Origin of the sequence: Flavobacterium daemonense, assembly GCF_007341385.1 — a bacterium.
Classification (GTDB): Bacteria; Bacteroidota; Bacteroidia; order Flavobacteriales; family Flavobacteriaceae; genus Flavobacterium; species Flavobacterium daemonense.
In genome coordinates, this window is sequence record NZ_VJYD01000015.1 from 1 (window position 1) to 17,962 (window position 17,962).

At 35.3% G+C, this 17,962-nt stretch carries 12 protein-coding genes; 7 read left to right on the top strand and 5 right to left on the bottom strand.

Annotated elements, in window-relative coordinates; genetic code table 11:
• The 6 genes from FND99_RS16865 to ku all read left to right on the top strand — a co-directional run.
• The coding region (locus tag FND99_RS16865) for an OmpA family protein (RefSeq protein WP_144339109.1) at nucleotides 1-1,823 on the top strand (1,823 nt) is incomplete at its 5' end.
• A gap of 926 nt (nucleotides 1,824-2,749) precedes the next feature.
• Nucleotides 2,750-3,619 carry a hypothetical protein gene (locus FND99_RS16870; protein WP_144339110.1) on the top strand — a complete coding sequence of 290 codons (870 nt, stop codon included), beginning with the start codon at nucleotides 2,750-2,752 and terminating at the stop codon, nucleotides 3,617-3,619.
• Nucleotides 3,620-3,671: 52 nt separating this feature from the next.
• Nucleotides 3,672-4,421 (top strand): hypothetical protein, encoded by a 750-nt coding sequence (locus tag FND99_RS16875; protein ID WP_144339111.1) that lies wholly within the window; start codon nucleotides 3,672-3,674, stop codon nucleotides 4,419-4,421.
• 434 nt (nucleotides 4,422-4,855) lie between these two features.
• Nucleotides 4,856-5,989 carry a hypothetical protein gene (locus FND99_RS16880; RefSeq protein ID WP_144339112.1) on the top strand — a complete coding sequence of 378 codons (1,134 nt, stop codon included), beginning with the start codon at nucleotides 4,856-4,858 and terminating at the stop codon, nucleotides 5,987-5,989.
• Nucleotides 5,990-6,000: 11 nt separating this feature from the next.
• On the top strand, nucleotides 6,001-7,389 hold the full coding sequence (locus tag FND99_RS16885; RefSeq protein WP_144339113.1) for an autotransporter-associated beta strand repeat-containing protein: 1,389 nt from the start codon (nucleotides 6,001-6,003) through the stop codon (nucleotides 7,387-7,389).
• A gap of 118 nt (nucleotides 7,390-7,507) precedes the next feature.
• The gene (gene ku / locus FND99_RS16890) at nucleotides 7,508-8,284 is read left to right on the top strand and encodes a non-homologous end joining protein Ku (RefSeq protein WP_144339114.1); all 777 of its coding nucleotides are present in this window, start codon (nucleotides 7,508-7,510) and stop codon (nucleotides 8,282-8,284) included.
• Between the two features lie 7 nt (nucleotides 8,285-8,291).
• Here ku and ligD read toward each other — a convergent pair whose 3' ends face one another.
• Complete coding sequence (gene ligD, locus FND99_RS16895) at nucleotides 8,292-10,847, bottom strand: DNA ligase D (RefSeq protein ID WP_144339115.1); 2,556 nt, start codon at nucleotides 10,845-10,847, stop codon at nucleotides 8,292-8,294.
• A gap of 292 nt (nucleotides 10,848-11,139) precedes the next feature.
• Between ligD and katG the strand changes: the two genes are divergently transcribed.
• Nucleotides 11,140-13,410, top strand: coding sequence for a catalase/peroxidase HPI (katG, locus tag FND99_RS16900; RefSeq protein ID WP_144339116.1), 2,271 nt, complete (start codon nucleotides 11,140-11,142; stop codon nucleotides 13,408-13,410).
• 63 nt (nucleotides 13,411-13,473) lie between these two features.
• On the opposite strand, the gene FND99_RS16905 is transcribed toward katG, so the two are convergent.
• The 4 genes from FND99_RS16905 to FND99_RS16920 form a co-directional block, all read right to left on the bottom strand.
• Nucleotides 13,474-14,424, bottom strand: a complete 951-nt coding sequence (locus tag FND99_RS16905; RefSeq protein ID WP_144339117.1) for a polysaccharide deacetylase family protein — start codon at nucleotides 14,422-14,424, stop codon at nucleotides 13,474-13,476.
• 225 nt (nucleotides 14,425-14,649) lie between these two features.
• Nucleotides 14,650-15,336, bottom strand: a complete 687-nt coding sequence (locus FND99_RS16910) for a hydrolase (protein ID WP_144339118.1) — start codon at nucleotides 15,334-15,336, stop codon at nucleotides 14,650-14,652.
• Between the two features lie 24 nt (nucleotides 15,337-15,360).
• Nucleotides 15,361-16,728, bottom strand: a complete 1,368-nt coding sequence (locus FND99_RS16915; RefSeq protein WP_144339119.1) for an alginate export family protein — start codon at nucleotides 16,726-16,728, stop codon at nucleotides 15,361-15,363.
• A 3-nt stretch (nucleotides 16,729-16,731) separates the two neighbouring features.
• Nucleotides 16,732-17,754, bottom strand: a complete 1,023-nt coding sequence (locus FND99_RS16920) for an MBL fold metallo-hydrolase (protein WP_144339120.1) — start codon at nucleotides 17,752-17,754, stop codon at nucleotides 16,732-16,734.
• Between the last annotated feature and the right edge of the window lie 208 nt (nucleotides 17,755-17,962).

Genomic DNA, 17,962 nt, shown 5'->3' on the forward strand with positions numbered 1-17,962 from the left:
CAGTTTGCTCCGGAACTGGTGATCAATTTACACTGGAAAGTGGTGGTCAATTTGACCGGTTTTTCCAGCTAGGCAATGCCTATTATTTTCAGGCTGATTATGCAGATGCAGTAAAATGGTATGGAGAGCTTTTTTTAATGCCCGATGCCAAGGAAAGAGAATATTACTATCGCTATGCACAATCGTTGAAAGCTGTTCAAAATTATGATAAAGCAGATGAGATGCTGAAAGAGTTTTATAAAAATAACGGCGGAGATAAAAGAGCGCTCTTGGCTTCAGAGGAAAAGAATTACTTAGAAGTGATTAAGAAAAATTCTGGCCGATATACGATCGCTGATGCGGGAATCAATAGCAGTAGATCTGATTATGGAAGCGCCTTTTACGGTCAGAATATTGTTTTCGCTTCGGCACGCGATAAAGGGCAATTAAATCCATGGAGTGGAGAATACTGTACTGATTTGTATATTTCAAATCTGAATAATGACGGTTCTGCCAGTAAGCCGGTTAAATTTGGAGGGAAGATTAATACAAAATTCAATGAATCTACTCCTGTTTTTACAAAAGACGGAAAGACTGTATATTTTACTAGAAATAATTATATTGATGGTAAAACAGCAGTCGATAAAAATAAAATTACTTTACTGAAGCTTTATAAGGCGACTAAAGATGGTAAAAAATGGAAAGATATAAAAGAACTGCCTTTTAATAGCAATGAATACAGTGTCGCACATCCCGCTTTGAGTCAAGATGAAAAAACATTGTATTTTGTGTCTAATATGCCAGGAACGCTGGGAGGTTCTGATATATACAAAGCTAGTATCAACGGTGATGGCAGTTTTGGCACTCCTGTAAATTTAGGCCCAGAAATCAATACAGAGGGACGAGAGAGTTTTCCGTTTATAAGTGCAAAGAATGAATTATATTTTGCTTCTGATGGATACCCAGGTCTAGGAGGTCTAGATATTTTTGTTGCAAAACCGGACTCGAAAGGCGGTTTTGAAAAACCAATAAATGTAGGTGAACCTGTAAATAGTCCAGGTGACGACTTTGCTTTTTTAATTGATACAAGTACAAAAAATGGTTTTTTTAGTTCAAATAGAGATAATGGTGTGGGCAGCGATGATATTTATAAGCTTAAAGAAAACAAGGAAATTGCTGAGGAATGTATACAAAATATATATGGAAGAATTACCGATGAACTTACTGGCAAACCAATAAGTGCTACAGTTGCTTTATACGATAGCAAAGGTGTGTTTGTACGGGATTTTCAGACAAAAAATGATGGTATGTATGATTTTGGAAAAGTGGATTGTAGTACATCATATAAGGTAAAAACTGAAAAAGAGGGATTTGATTCAACAGAAAAAACAGTTACCACAGGAAGTGAAACAGGGAAAAGTCTGATCGATTTGACAATAAAAGAGCAAAGACTAAATTTAGGTGGTGACCTCGCTAAAAATCTTGATATAAAAAATATCTATTTTGATTTGGACAAGTCTAATATAAGACCAGATGCGGAAATTGAATTGGCAAAAATCGCTGAAGCAATGAGGGAAAACCCAGGTATAAAAATTGATATTCGCTCTCATACGGACTGTAGAAATAGTGCCGCATATAATATGGCGCTATCAGATAGAAGAGCGAAATCTACAATTGAATGGCTGGTAAAACAGGGAATTAGTAGGTCGCGTTTGACTGGAAGAGGTTATGGCGAATCACAATTATTAAATCATTGTGAGTGTGAGGGAAATGTTAAGTCTACTTGTACGGAAGTTGAACATCAAATGAATAGACGTTCAGAATTTATCATAACAAAACTTTAAATGCTTGAGCACATTATTGTTTAGAAAGTTTTTTTGGTAGAAAATTGCAATTATTAAAATTATTTTGAAATAGTAATTACTCAAATGTTTTGATTACTCTTAATTCTGAGAGTTTTGTTTTAAAAAAATGTAATTGTTAAATTTATAATTTGGGTTATTTCTTTTTATTGTTTTTTATCCCGATTTTGTATTTTGCGATTTCTACCTAGTGACATTCTATACATAATGTGCTTTTTATTTAGTTTTATGCAATGAAACTGAATTCAATCGACGATTGAAAAGAAGTTAATTTTGGTATTTCATTTTGTCTAATAATTTTAATATGATTGTTTGTAATACGTTGGAAAGATTTTTGGTAAGCGATTACACGAAATCAATTTGTAGACTAAATTAGAAGATTCGTAAAATTCATCATTTAGCTAATTGCTATATAGTTAATAGTTATATTTTTTTGAAAAAAAATACGACAAAAAAATAAAAAAGAAAAGCGTTTAGAAATATCTAGACGCTTTTCTTTTTTATTTTTTAAGTAGGATTATTTAAAAAGCTAATTGTATTTTATTAATACATGGAAGGAAGGTTTTTAAATGAACTAGCTATCAATTTATCCTCTCAGTTTACCATAGAATTAATCATTTTAGGAATTTTTTCAATATCACGTTTCAAATCAAAACATCTCTTTTTATTGTTAGATAGTAGAATTTGTACTACATCTACTAAGGAAATATGGCTACATGTATTTGATTGATAGCGTTTTATATTTGCAAAAAAAAATATTTGATTAATATTTCGATTGAACGGAATAGCTTGTGAGATATTTATCTTATTAGAAAACTAATTTTTATTATAAAGATTCAGTACAAGATTCTTGTTTTCAGAAAAATAATCATAAAGATTCAAAGAATTTTATAAAACAATAAAAACAAATGATTTCAATGAAAGGTTTTAGGATTTTTAAATGCATTTGGCTATTGAGTTTGTTTTTTTCTATGACAGTCCAGTCACAAATAAAAATAGGCAACAACCCGACAAAAATTAGTACTAATGCTAATTTAGAAATAGAAGCGGTGAGTGGTGGTAAAATATCTGTTAGCAAGGATTTGGGCAAAATAACGATAAAGGATGGATCAGAGGGGTTGGGTAAAGTTCTAACTTCAGATTCCAACGGAGAAGCTACTTGGATTGTACCAGCTGCCATAGTACAAAGCATGCCAGGGACCTCAGGGGTCCCAAAAATACCAGGTTCAGATACGCAGGGAGCGCCATCCGCTGGTACAATTATCGTAACTAACGATTCAGGTGCATGGATTTATGATCCAACCGCACTTTCATGGACAAATATAAATAGTAAGGGTGACGGTATAAGTATTAATGCTTCCAATGGAGTGAAGCTTGCTGCGCAGACCGTTAAATTGGGAGGCGATCTTACCGAACCCACATCTATTAATTCTTCTGCAAATAATACTTTGGCAATTAGTGGCTTGCAAACAGGAAAAGTAACAGATGATCTGCTTGTTATTGATTCCGCTAGTGGAGTAATAAGAAAAATAAATTCAGCTGAATTTAACATAGGGACTAATATGGCAAAGCAAAATTTGATTGCAATCGCTGGGGAAAAAGTATTTTCTACGATATGGCCTATTGATTCATTAGATAAAATACAAGTTTATCGAAATGGAGCCGAGATTAATTTTACTGCAACAGAGGGAACTTCAAAAATAACATTGCAATTGCTTGCTGATACTAATGGAGGCTGTTTGGATGGTGATGAAATAAAAATTTATCAGTGGAAGTAAATTTCACCGAAAATCATTAATAATTAAATAAAATAATTTTAAATCAAAAACAATGAAAAAAAATGTTACGTTCAAAAAAAGAGGTTTTAATGCAGTTTTAATGTTGTCGTTAGTTTTGGCAGGGTTTAGTGCGCATGCACAACAGACTACAGGTGATGTAGCCAAGCAAGCAGGAGCGAAAATGGGAGATATCGGAGATGGTTCAACTACTAAACAAGGAGGTGCTATCCGAGTTATAGATAATAAAGGAACCATTAAATATTTACAAGTACAAAATGGTATTACACAGATCACAAATACTGCTCCCAATGGAGGAATTGTTACTACTTGGCAATTAGGAGGTAAATTAACTGATAATACTTATATTGATGCTACTAATAAAGTGTTTGCATTGGATGGTATTAAACTGATCACTGCTGCAGATTTGGCTTCTACTGATGCTACGACTGGAACTGCACATGGAACTGGAACTGGTTTTACACTTTTAGTTCGTGATGAAGCTACAGGAGAGACAAAGAAAATGTTGGCAACTGATTTGATGACATCTGGTCAAACAGTATTTACGGCAACTACAGGACAAACAGCATTTGACGTAACTTCAGGGACACCTGCAATATCAGGTGTTCAAATACCTTTACCAACTTTCAGTAAAGTATGGGTATATAGAAATGGAGCAAAATTACTTGCTGGTGTAGATTATAATATATCAGGAAGTACTGTTACAATTGTGCCAAATTCAACAGAACCAGAAGATTTTCAAATTTTTGCTGGTGACAAGATTGAGGTTCAGTACGTGAAATAATGCTGAAATTAATTTAGACCCAAAATCACCTTGCGATATGAATTTAGGTTTGTTAGGTGGTTTTGGTTCTTCTAGGTTATAAAATTTGTGGCTTTTTTTCAAAGACAGGAAATATTAAAACTAAATGCCATAACAATATAACATCGTAGATATGAAACCAAAAAATCAATATGTTAAGTACAGAAAAAATGATTAAACGTTTAATTTTATTGTTGTTATTCTCACTTTCTTTTGTCTCTTTTGCACAAAAGGGAGTGAGGGTAATTGATAATAAGGGGACTGTAATGTATGTTGACCCTAGTAAATGGTTTCAGGCTGCAGGAAATTTATATAATAAAAATAAAAATGGAAATGTAGTAATAGGGTCAGACACGACGGCGCTTGCAGGGGCTCGACTGGTTGTTAATGGAGATGGGATATTACCACCATTGATGATGCAAAACGTACTTGTGGGATCTTCAAATGATCGATTGCTTACTTGGGACAGTTCTACTGGTGCAGTACGCAATGTGTCTGCAGGTAGCTTTGCTTGGTTAACTACCGGTAATAAAGGAATTAATGAAACAACAAATTTTTTAGGTACTACTGATGCTAATGATTTGTTGGTAAAAACCAATAGTACAGAGAGAATGCGCTTTACTTCAGGTGGCCAGTTGTTGGTAAATACATCAACATCTTTAACCGGCGGAGCTACTGCAAAACTACAAATCAATAATGGTACTACAGCGGGAGCCATTCAGATTGCTGATGGGACACAAGGTTTAGGGAAAGTACTTACTTCTGATGCAAATGGACTCGCTACTTGGGCTGTTGACACTAATTGGAAAACAATAGGCAATAAAGGTACTGATCCAGCAAATAATTTTTTAGGCACAACTGATGCTCAGGATTTGGCAATAAGAACCAATAATACTGAAAAAATACGTGTAACATCAAATGGCAATGTAGGCATAGGGACAACTTCACCTACAGCTCCATTAGCATTTTCTAATACAGTGGGGCGAAAAATCTCATTGTGGAGTACTGGTGGCCCATCAGGTAATGATCATCAGTATTACGGATTGGGGATACTTTCAGGTTCACCTAATGCATTAGTCAATCAGATTGATGCGACAACTGCTAATTTTATATGGAGAGCTGCTACAAGCTCAACGACATCAAACGAATTGATGCGTCTTACAGGTACTGGTAATATAGGTATTGGTACGACTGTGCCAGCAGAAAAACTTGATGTTAATGGTACTGTAAATGCTAATAATTATATTTCTCCTGTCCAAACTGTAGTAGGTGGAACATGGGATTTAAGCAAAGGAGCAAATGCTAAATGGTCACTAGCAGCAGGTGCAAATACACTTAGCCTGACAAATATGAAAGCAGGTATGTATGGTACTATTATAGTTACAAATACAGGAACAAGTACTATAACTTTTGGTGGAGGAGTCAATAAAGTGATTAACGGTGGCGGAGGTGTGGTTTCGCTTACTCCTATTGCTAATGCAGTTGATGTTCTTTCCTTTATGTATGATGGTTCCACTTTTTGGTGGACAGTAGGCAATAATTATAATTAATTTATTTAAAAATGAAAAGGTTATTCCAGAACTACAAGAAGTTTTTACTCTTTGTCCTACTGCTAATATCTAGAAATTACACTTATTCTCAAGCTGCCATACAACAATTTTGGATATTGAATCAATCACCCGAAACATTGATATGGGACAATAACGGATGGAATGGTCAAATTGATAACGGAAGTGGCAATTGGAATACCACAGAAACCAACTGGACGGGAAACGGTGGAAAAATCAATACTAAATGGGTTTCTTGCAAAAATGCAGTTTTTGGGGGCAATCCAGGTGTTGCCGTTGCTGGTATCGTTACACTTTTAAATGTTGTTTCAGTCAAAGGTTTGTATTTCAAGTCTGTATCTAATGGTAATTTTATATTAACAGGTTCTTCAATTAATTCCTGTTTCTCACCAATGATTATCAGCACTGAAATAAATGCAACAATTGCTTCTCAGTTAACAGGTATTAATCCTATTTTAAAAACTGACGCTGGAACACTTACATTAACAGGGAACAATACATATACAGGAAGTACAGTGGTCAATGGAGGTATTCTGCAATGTGGAGACGGCACCACAAATAATGGCTTAAGCGTCAATACAAGCAATATTAACATTAATTCAGGAAGTACATTATATCTTAATTATGCTACTGCTGTTAATTTAAGTTCAAGCAACTATGGACCTAAAATAACAGGAAATGGAATTTTAAGGCTTAATTCGGCACAGGCTGTCAACGGCACTGCCGATTGGGGAGGTGGCAGTACGGTTTTTGGATCGGGATTTACAGGTACCTTGCAGATAGATAACGGACGTATTGATGGTCAGGTTCCTGGATTGTCTGGAATAAAAAATATTGTCATCAATGAGAATGGTCAATTCATGGCCAGAACAGGTATATTTAGCCAAAATTTTAGCATAAATGGAAATGGTTGGGGAGAAACCAATTATACCGGAGCATTGAGAGCGGCTGGAAGTGCTTCGCCTATTTTTACTGGGACAATTACCTTGACTGGAGATGCTAATCTATTCATACAGAATTCGAATTCTAGTATGGAACTGCAGGGAAATATAATTACAAATGGCTACTCACTCGGAGGAATGATTGGCGGAATCGGGGGTAATGGCGGAAAACTTATTTTAAATACTAAAAATAATGTAACTTTTGCAGGTATTTTGAGTAGCCAAGGCTCATTAACTTTAAATGGCTCTTCAATAATAACTTTAACAGGCAATAATACATATTCGGGTGGTACAATAATTAATGCTGGTACCGCAGTTGCTGGGAATGTTAACGCTTTCGGAACTGGAACTATTACCGTCAATTCTGGCGCTACAATAAGCAAAAATGGTTTTGCAATTGCTAATACTATAATAAATAATGGAGGAAGTGTCTTACCTTAGACGTTTATAAATAACTTCTAAGAATTAATATTGATATTTTATAAAACATTAAAACGATGATATAAAACAAAAATCAGAATGTTATCATACTTTTAAATTCAGATTGAAATGAAAAGTTATGAGATCAATATGGACAGGTTCGGTGAGTTTTGGATTGATAAACATTCCGATAAAAATATTTTCGGCAGTGCAGGAAAGCAGTTTAGATATGGATATGCTCGACAAAAAAGATCATGCAAATATTAAGTTTAAACGTGTAAATGAGAATACAGGCAAAGAAGTCGATTTTGAAAATATCGTAAAAGGTTATAAAATAGATGATAAATATGTCGTTTTAGACGATTCAGATTTTGAAGCCGCCGATGCCATTAAAACTAAAACAATTGATATTGAGAGTTTTGTTCTTGAAAATGAAATTCAAAGTATTTATTATGAGCAGCCTTATTATTTGGAACCCGATAAAGGAGCAATGAATGCGTATGGTTTGCTTCGTGATGCGCTTGAAGCATCGGGAAAAGTGGGTGTAACGCGTTTTGTTTTGCGAAATAAAGAAAGTCTAGCCATTTTAAAGCCATACAAAAATGTGATTGTTTTAAACAGAATCAGATTTGAACAGGAAATAAGAGCTACAGACGATTTAAAATTGCCACCAATTTCTAAAAAAGCAACCAAAGAAATGGACATGGCCGAAAAACTCATCGATCAGCTTACTGAAAAATTTGACATTGCAGGTTTTAAAGACGAATATACAGCGAAACTTCTCGAGATCATTAAAAAGAAAGCAAAAGGAAAAGTCCAAAAAGCGGCTCCTAAAATGAAAGTGGTTCACAAGCAAAACGAAGATTTGATGGAGATGTTGAAAGCAAGTTTAGAGTCTAAGAAGAAATCTTCTTAGTCTTTTTTTAATGTTGATTTTCTTCCAGTTTCTTAATGATTCTTTTTATATCAGCTCCTTTTGAAAGTACAGGTTTCCACAAATCTCCTTTTTTCTCAAAACGCTTCAAAACATTTTTGATTGTAAACTGCGAGGGATGTAATTTTTCACTCACTTCATTCCATTCTAAAGGTGTTGAAACTGTTGCGCCTGTTTTTGGACGAACAGAATAAGGTGCCGCCAAAGTTTGCCCGCGCCGATTTTGAAGATAGTCGATATAAAGCCTACTATTTCTTTTTTTAATGCTTCTTTCTGTTGTGGTAATCTGAGGAATCCTGTTTTCTACTTCTTTAGCGATTAGTTCACCTAAAATTTTAATCGAATTGTAGTCGTATTTTGCGCCAAGCGGAATATAAATATGGAGTCCCGTTGCGCCTGAAGTCTTGCATAAACATTCGGTTTCTAATTCATCCATAACGTGTTTAACCGTGATGGCAGTTTCAACAGCAATAGCAAAATCTTCTTCTTTTGCAGGATCTAAATCCATTACCAGCCAGTCAGGATTGTCGATATTTTTTATGGTCGAATTCCACGGATTCATTTCGATACAACCTAAATTTGCCATATATAATAGTGTTTCTTTGTCATTGCAAATAAGATAATCGATGTTTTCATTGTTTGATTCAGAGAATATTTTTTCGGTTTTCAGCCACGAAGGCGTTTTGTCGAGATCAATATCTTTTTGATAAAAACTTGGCGACTCAATTCCGTTAGGGAAACGATTCATCGATTCTGGACGATTTTTCAAATAAGACAAAATCAACGGTGCAACTTCGTTGTAATACCGAACGATTTCTCCTTTCGTAATTCCATCAGCAGGATAATATATTTTGTTTTGATTGGTTAAATGAAGCACTCTTTTCCCAACTTTTAAATCATAATCATTTTCTGTTTTATGTCCTTTTAATGCTTCCATTTCATTTTCTTTTTGGTTTTTCTTACTATTTGAAATCGAATTTCCTCCAAAAATTACTTCTTTCGGTTTTTTATCTATTCGTAGTCCCAAATAAACAGGATGCCTCAAATGATTATCTTCCGTCCATTCTGAATATTTGAGCTGGCATACTATATTAGGTTTGACCCACTGAATTTTGTCTCGCAATGACACTTTTTCTTTAAATGGTGATTTATCAATAAAATAAGGTTTAAGTTTGGAATAAAGTTCTTTTAAAATAGCTTCTGTAAATCCCGTGCCGCATTTTCCAATATATTGTAATGTGGCGCCATTGTACTGACCAAGCAGTATGGCACCAAAATATTTTCTCGAATTTTTTGGTTCTGTTATTCCAATGATGATAGCTTCTTCTTGGTTCGATAGTTTGATTTTCAGCCAATTTTTGCTTCGGTTGCCAATTGTGTACAAACTATCGGCTTTTTTGGCTATAATTCCTTCGCTTTTTTGCTTTCCTGCTTTTTCAAATTGCTTTATTCCGTCACCAATGGTATGTTCGGAATAAAAAATATTTTTGAAAGAATATTTGTTGAATAAAAGTTTTAAAAGTTCTTTTCGGTCAAGTAGAGATAATTCCGTCAACAGATTTCCATCTAAATTCAATAAGTCAAAAACATAGTATTTTAGATTCCCAATTCCTGTTTTTAAATAGTTTTGAAGCAGTTGAAAATCGGCGCGTCCTTCTTCATTTTCTACCACAATTTCACCATCCAAAACTGCGATATGATCCATTTTCTTCAATTCATCAGCAATTGGTTTGAAATTGGAAGTAAACGAAATTTGATTCCGACTTAATAATTCTACTTTATTACTGTTGATTATCGCAAGTGTACGATAACCATCATATTTGTTTTCAAAAATCCATTCGTCATTATCAAAAGGTTTTTCGGTGCTATTGGCAAGCATTGGTTTTATAAATTCAGCTGATGCTGTTTTTGGCTCAGTCTTTTTTTTTACAGATTTTTTCTCAGTTTCCTTTTCTGCTTGTGGCGTTATTTTTTTTGATTTGGATGCTAATTCTTCTAATGTTCTTTTAGAAATAACCGATTTGTTTTTATCCAAAATATCTGCTTCGTTAGCATATTTATCGTGCTTTTTAATTAGAAGCCAAGCATTTTCTTGTTTTCCATGAAGTTTTACAAGAGAAAATTCGCCTTTGAGTTTTTTACCTTTTAAGATAAAACTCAAACGTCCCTTTTTTAAATCGGCAAGCAATTGTTTTTCATCAGAATCTGTTTTTTCGTTGGAAGTATAAGTTCCATTGTCCCATACAATTACATTTCCCGCACCATAATTTCCTTCTGGAATTGTTCCTTCAAAATCTTTATAACTATAAGGATGATCCTCAACCATCATGGCAAGACGCTTGATTTCAGGATTTAAAGACGGTCCTTTTGGAACTGCCCAACTCTTAAGGACGCCATTCATTTCTAATCTAAAATCATAATGAAGATGCGATGCGGCATGTTTTTGAACTACAAAAATTAGTTCATTGACCGATTTTTGAATAGCTCCTTTTGGCTCGCGCGTCTGCTTGAAATCTCTCTTTTGATTGTATTTGGAAAGTGACATACTATTTTATTTTTTTGAAGAAACACAATTCTTAGTATCCAAATTTACTTTTGACATTCCGTTTTTAAATTATAAGATTAAAATCACAAATTATATAATTGTCAGTAAAACAAATAGTTGAGAACAATTGCATTTGATATTTAAATTGAAATGACATTCTGTAATAGATTTTGTTTATTACGTTACATAAATTTAATATTTAAACTTGGATCATCGTCTTTTTATTATTACTATTTTTATAGTAATGAATTGATATTTAATAATATAGCTAATTTTAAAAATTGTAATAATTATGGATGAGAAAAAAGACGACATCAGCAAATGCCCTTTTCACAATGGAGTTAATGGAAACAGCACTGCAGGCGGAGGTACAAAAAACCGTGACTGGTGGCCGAATCAATTAAAAATTAATATTCTGCGACAGCATTCGCCATTGTCTGATCCTATGGGAAAAGATTTTAATTATGCCGAAGCTTTCAACAGTCTTGATCTTGAAGGTGTCAAAAAGGATCTTCATGATTTGATGACGGATTCGCAAGAATGGTGGCCAGCAGATTTTGGTCATTATGGAGGACTTTTTATTAGAATGGCTTGGCACAGTGCGGGAACGTACCGTGTGGGTGATGGTAGAGGAGGTGCTGGAGCGGGACAGCAGCGATTTGCTCCGTTAAACAGTTGGCCAGATAATGTGAGTTTAGATAAAGCCCGCAGACTTTTGTGGCCTATTAAGCAAAAATATGGGCGAAAAATTTCATGGGCTGATTTGATGATCTTGACTGGGAATATCGCTTTGGAATCGATGGGATTTAAAACATTTGGTTTTGCAGGTGGTCGTGAAGATGTTTGGGAGCCAGATGAAAATGTATATTGGGGATCTGAAAAAGAATGGCTTGGAGGAGATATCCGATATGCGCATGGTTCAGATGGTGTGCCTAAAGAGCATGGCGTAGTCGTTTCTGATGATAATGCTGATGGCAACATTCATTCAAGAAATTTGGAAAAACCACTTGCTGCCGTACAAATGGGATTGATTTATGTTAATCCTGAAGGGCCTGATGGAAATCCTGATCCTATTGCTGCCGCAAAAGATATTAGGGATACTTTTGGCAGAATGGCAATGAACGATGAAGAAACTGTAGCGCTTATTGCAGGAGGCCACACTTTTGGAAAAACTCATGGTGCAGCATCTTCTGATAATGTGGGCAAGGAACCGGAAGCAGCAGGTTTAGAAATGCAAGGTTTTGGCTGGAAAAATAGTTTTGGAACAGGAAAAGGACCAGATGCAATTACCAGTGGTTTAGAAGTTATTTGGACAACAACGCCTACGAAATGGAGCAACAACTTTTTTGAAAATCTTTTTGGTTTTGAATGGGAACTGTCCAAAAGCCCTGCAGGTGCACATCAATGGGTGGCAAAAAATGCTGAACCGATAATTCCAGATGCATTTGATAGCAACAAGAAACATTTGCCTACAATGCTGACTACTGATTTGTCGTTACGACTTGATCCAGAATATGAAAAAATATCTCGAAGATTTTTAAATAATCCAGATGAATTTGCTGATGCTTTTGCTCGTGCTTGGTTTAAATTGACACATCGTGATATGGGACCGCGCGCCCGCTATTTAGGATCTGATATACCTGCGGAAGAATTATTATGGCAAGATCCAATACCAAAAGTTGATCATGAACTTATAAATGACAACGACATAACCAATTTGAAAAAAACAATAATAGAATCTGGATTGAGTATATCAAAACTGGTTGGTACAGCATGGGCATCAGCTGCTACTTTTAGAGGTTCTGATAAACGTGGTGGTGCAAATGGAGCCAGAATAAGACTTGCTCCACAAAAAGACTGGCCAGTAAATAATCCTGCTCAACTTAGAGAAGTACTGAGTAAACTTGAAAGTATTCAGAAAGATTTTGAGTCTAAAAGCGGTAAAAAAGTTTCATTAGCAGATTTGATTGTTTTGGCAGGAAATGCAGGTATTGAAGAAGCTGCGAAGAATGCTGGAAGCCAAATTACGGTACCTTTTACGGCTGGTCGTATGGACGCTTCTCAGGAACAAACGGATATCGAATCGGTTGGATTTTTAGAACCATTGTCTGATGGTTTTAGAAATTTTAGAAAAAATAAATCTCAAGTTTTGACTGAAGAATTATTGATTGACAAAGCAAATTTACTGACCTTGACAGCACCGGAATTAGCAGTGCTTCTAGGAGGTTTACGCGTACTAGAAATTAATACTGATGGCTCAAAAAATGGTGTGTTCACCACTCGTTCAGGACAACTTACAAATGATTTTTTTGTAAATCTTTTGGATATGAATACGCAATGGCAAGCACTTTCTGATGACAAAGAAGTTTACTCAGGCGTTGACCGTAAATCAGGTCAGTTAAAGTGGGTGGGAACTCGCGCCGATCTTGTTTTTGGATCTAATTCAGAATTAAGAGCTGTTGCTGAGGTTTACGCTTCTGCAGATGCTCACGATAAATTTTTGAATGATTTCATCAAAGTTTGGAATAAAGTGATGAACTTGGATAGATTTGATTTAAAGTAATTTTCTTTAAATAAAGCAAAAAAGCATCTGTAAAAAGATGCTTTTTTGTTGAATTTATTTCTGTTATTCTCGGATAGAGGTTTTGTCCTCCAAGGTCATTTTTGCAATTTCATCTTTTCTTTTAAAAGAAACTCCTTTATGCGTTTTGATATAATTTAATAAGTCAGAAGTTGTTTTGACTAATTGCGGCGTACCTCCAATTCTATCATGAAAACTTATAGACATTTGCCTGCGCTTAAATTCACTTTCTGCATAAAGCTGGTCAAATTCGGCTTTCGCCTGATTGAAAAATTGGTCAGATGAAAAGTTTTTGCCTTCAATCAAAACAATATCATTGCATCGAATAGTGTAGGGAACAACGACAAAATCTTTTTTATTGGCTTGAATTATAAAAGGTTCGTCTCTGCTTAAATCATCAATATGATAAGTAAAACCTAATTCTTGCAGGATTTTAATCGTATTCTCACCCCGTCTAAGCCAATTAGCATTATAACCAACAGGAGTAAAACCGGTTACATTTTTTATCGCATCAGCACCATCTTTAATAAACTTTTTTTCGTCTTCATAAGACATTGCGTACTCCGAACTCCAGTTCATTCCGTGCGCCGCCGCTTCGTGTCCGCGTTGCACAATTTCTTTTGCAAGAGCAGGATTTTTTAAAACCGCAGAGCCCACCATGTGCGATGTGATTTTAATTCCGTGTTTGTCCCAGTTGTCGAGCATTCTCGGGATCCCCTCTTTATAGCCATATTGATACCAAGTTTCGGCAGGCAAATCACGATATCCTTTTGGCATGTTTTGAGGAAACGGACTTTCTGCATTTTCAGGTTGCCCGCCCGCTTCAAATTGCATCGAAACAGAAACGACTAATCTTGAGCCGTCTGACCATTTATTTTGTGGTTCTAATTCCATTTTCTCTTTTTTAATAGGATTTGAAAATGCATCAACAGGATTTGCCATTACTGCTGCGCTCGTTAAGCCGGCCATTTTTATGAAATTTCTTCTTGTTGTCATTGTGTGAATGTTTTAATTATTTACTAAAACAATAGATTTGATTGGAAATAGTTTTAAACACATAGAAACATAGATTTTATTTTTCTTGCGAAAGAATATTGAAAGAAACTAGTTTACAACACATAGCTATGTTTGTTTAAACAAGTGAAACGCCTTTATAGACAAAGCAAAACTATGTTTCTATGTGTTAGAAGAAAAAATACCTAACTGGTTATTTTTTTCAATTTAATGCTTCACCATTCCACGCGCATATTGAATTCCAATTCCGTAAGAACCGCCATATTGCTGCATTAAATCAGTCACTGCTTTGTACGTTTCTTGTCGTGCCCAATCGCGTTGAAGCTCTAATAAATATTGTACCGAAGTCATTGGTTTTGCACCTGCCTGAATCATTCTCGCAATTGCCATATCATGAGCTTCTTTCGAGACATCACCACAAGCATCCGTAATAACATAAACTTCATAACCTTCTGAAAGTGCAGAAAGTGCAGGGCCAACAATGCAAACACTCGTCCATAAACCTGCAAGAACAATTCTCTTTTTTCCTTTTCCAGTAATTGCTTTATAGGCATTTACATCTTCCCAAGTATTCATTGAGGTTCGATCTATGTAAGTATTTAAATCAGGATAAAATTGCATTACTTCTGGAAAAACCGGGCCACTGAATGATTTTTCAGCAACTGTTGTAACCACTGTAGGCACATTGAAAATCTTTGAGGCTCCGCTGATAACAGCAACATTAGTTCGCAAATGATCCATCGGAATGCTGTTAGTAGCAAAAGCCATTTGTCCTTCAAAATCAATTAGTACCAAAGTATGATTGGTTGGATTAATCAATCCAGGCGAAGGTTTTTGTCCTGACGCCAAAAGCGATCCATAAAAACAGACAAGTAATAAAATAGAATTTTTCATAATTTCTTTGTATTTATAATTATTTTAAAATTTCAGTTGCATGGTAACGCCCGTAAAAAACATATTTTTACCCGTTCCAGCAGCTTTTAGAAAATCTCCTGCTTTGAACCAAGTGGCCTCAACTCTAAAATACAGATATTGATTTGGCGTATAAATAATTTCGCTTTCGAGTTGTTTACCAATTTCTTTTGCAGTGGTCGAATCGCCGGGATAGATCATAATAGTGTTTGGACCATAAATTCCATCTTCGCTGCTGTATCTCCAAAACATATCATAATCAATAACCCAGTCTATATTTTTTGCCAAGTCAAGGCTGATGGACGGATGAAAATCAACTAAATTCGAAGGTCCGATAACAGAAGCTAATCCAAAATAAGCGCCTCTGGGAAACAGTGGATTAAAGGTGTTCAAATTAGTATCGCCTTTGGTTTTGTCACCGCTGATCAATTCCACTTTAAACCCAAATTCTGGATGTAAAACAACAGAAGTAAATCGATAGCCCGTATTCAAAGAAACCGTCCAAGCTTTTATGTCTTTTGAATCAATATCTCCAAACTGATAAACGGCTTCCGCATCATAGCGCCATTCATCATATTTTCCCCAAATTCGTGTTCCAACAGAATGGCGAAGCTCTTTACCAGTTGCATCGTCAAATTTGGCGTTTGCTCTTTCATATCCTAAATAATAAAGATCGATATTCTTGAGTGCTGGAATTTTATTGATGACAAAATAGCTTCCCCAAAACTGTCTTTTTTTATTCGAATAATCATCAAAAATCCCATCTTGAGCAACTACATAATGGCTGTAGAATAAGTCGGTTCTGTAATTTTTGAAAGCAAAAATGGCTTTGGCCGCATCAAATGATTGGCGATTGTTTGGTCCATCGCGCACGGCAACCAAACGTTGTGATCCATAACTTAATTCTTGTCTTCCGACTCTAAAAAGCAACTGCTTGTTTTTTTCTGAAAACAGATTAACATCAATAAATCCCTGATGCACTTCAAGCGGATTATTATCTACTGGACTCGGGTCAATTCTACCGTTGGCATTACTGCTTTGAAGCTGTACAAAAGCTCGAAAGTATTTGCTGTAATGAAAATCGGCATGAAGCAGCAAACGGCTTAAGATGTAGCCATCAGGATCTTGAGGATCGTCTCCCCACTTTTCATTTTTGGCATAGAAATATTGATACCTGACTTCTCCTCCAAAACTCAAATACGTTTTCCCCGAGGAGGAGAGCGGCAGATATTTCATGGTTTTATACCAATTTTTTTTGACAGTATCTTTTTGCAGAACCTCATAATTTTCATCAAATCGCAATGGTTTAAAATCGGGATACGACTGCGCTTGAAGATTCATACAAATAAGAAACAATAGAATTATTTTTTTCATGGCTTATTGGCCTAAACTGTTTTTCTTAATATCGTTGTAAGCGTTCGGAATATTGAAATTGTAATGCAGCCAGTTAAAAAGCACATAGCCTTTATCAAATTCTTTCATCGTTACAGTAGCTTTTACTTGTTCTAATGTTTGACCTTTTTTAACGGCATCTTCCACATTTTTCTTCAAAGCATTTACATAATCAATGGTGTATTTGATGCCTTTTTTGTTAGTAATTCTACCATGGCCGGGAACTACGACATCATTGTCGCCGATCATGTCATAAATTTTTTGAAGATTACGAACAGGCTCCAAAAAATAACCATCAAATAGCCAAGGAATCGCTGGACTTTCGGCAATAAAGGGGTTTCCCGCCCACAGTACATTTTTGTCTGAATCTTTAAGAAAGACAAACAAATCTGCTGGTGACTGCGCTGTCCCAACATTTATTATTTCGACAATTTTGCCACTGCCCAAATCCAATTTTAAACTTTGATTTACTGCAATGGTAATATCAGCAGGACGATTTACACTTTGTTCGATGCCGCGGTCTTTGCCAAAAAGCATAATCATGAATTGCTTGATTCCTTCATAATTTTTAGCGAGATTCTCTTTGCAGAATTCATTTTGGATTAAAATGGTTTCTTTTGGAAGCAAATAATTTCCAAAACAATGATCGCCGTGATCGCTCGTGTTTACAGCGTAAATAATTGGTTTTGGCGTAACAGAACGAATTAATTTATACAACTGATCATACAATCTTTTGCTCAACATGGTTTCGATCAATAAAACACCTTTTTCACCCACGATAAATCCCGCAGAAGTGGCTTGCGGAATTCCTTTTGTGGTTTCGGTTTCGGTGGTTGAAGGCGAAACGGCATAAACATTATCTGAAATTTTATGCAATTGCAAAGTCACTTTATTGGCATCCCAAATTGGAACTTCGGGTGGCATAGGAAATTGTGCATAAGTACTTTGTGTCGAAAAAAAAGCGATCAAAAAAAGTACTGGAATTAAAATTGATTTATGATTTTTCATGGTTAATGTTTTTTATGAATGTTCAATTTTTTATTAGAAGCAAGAGCATTTGGCATTTTTGGATTCATGGTTCCTGCTCTCCGCTATATCTTTGCTTTTATAAAGAATAAAAGCAAAGGATACCGCTTCGATCAGGGCTAGAGGGAGATAAACCACTTTTATGTAATCATCTCAATGAAGCATAAAAAAATCCGTTCAAACCCGCGTC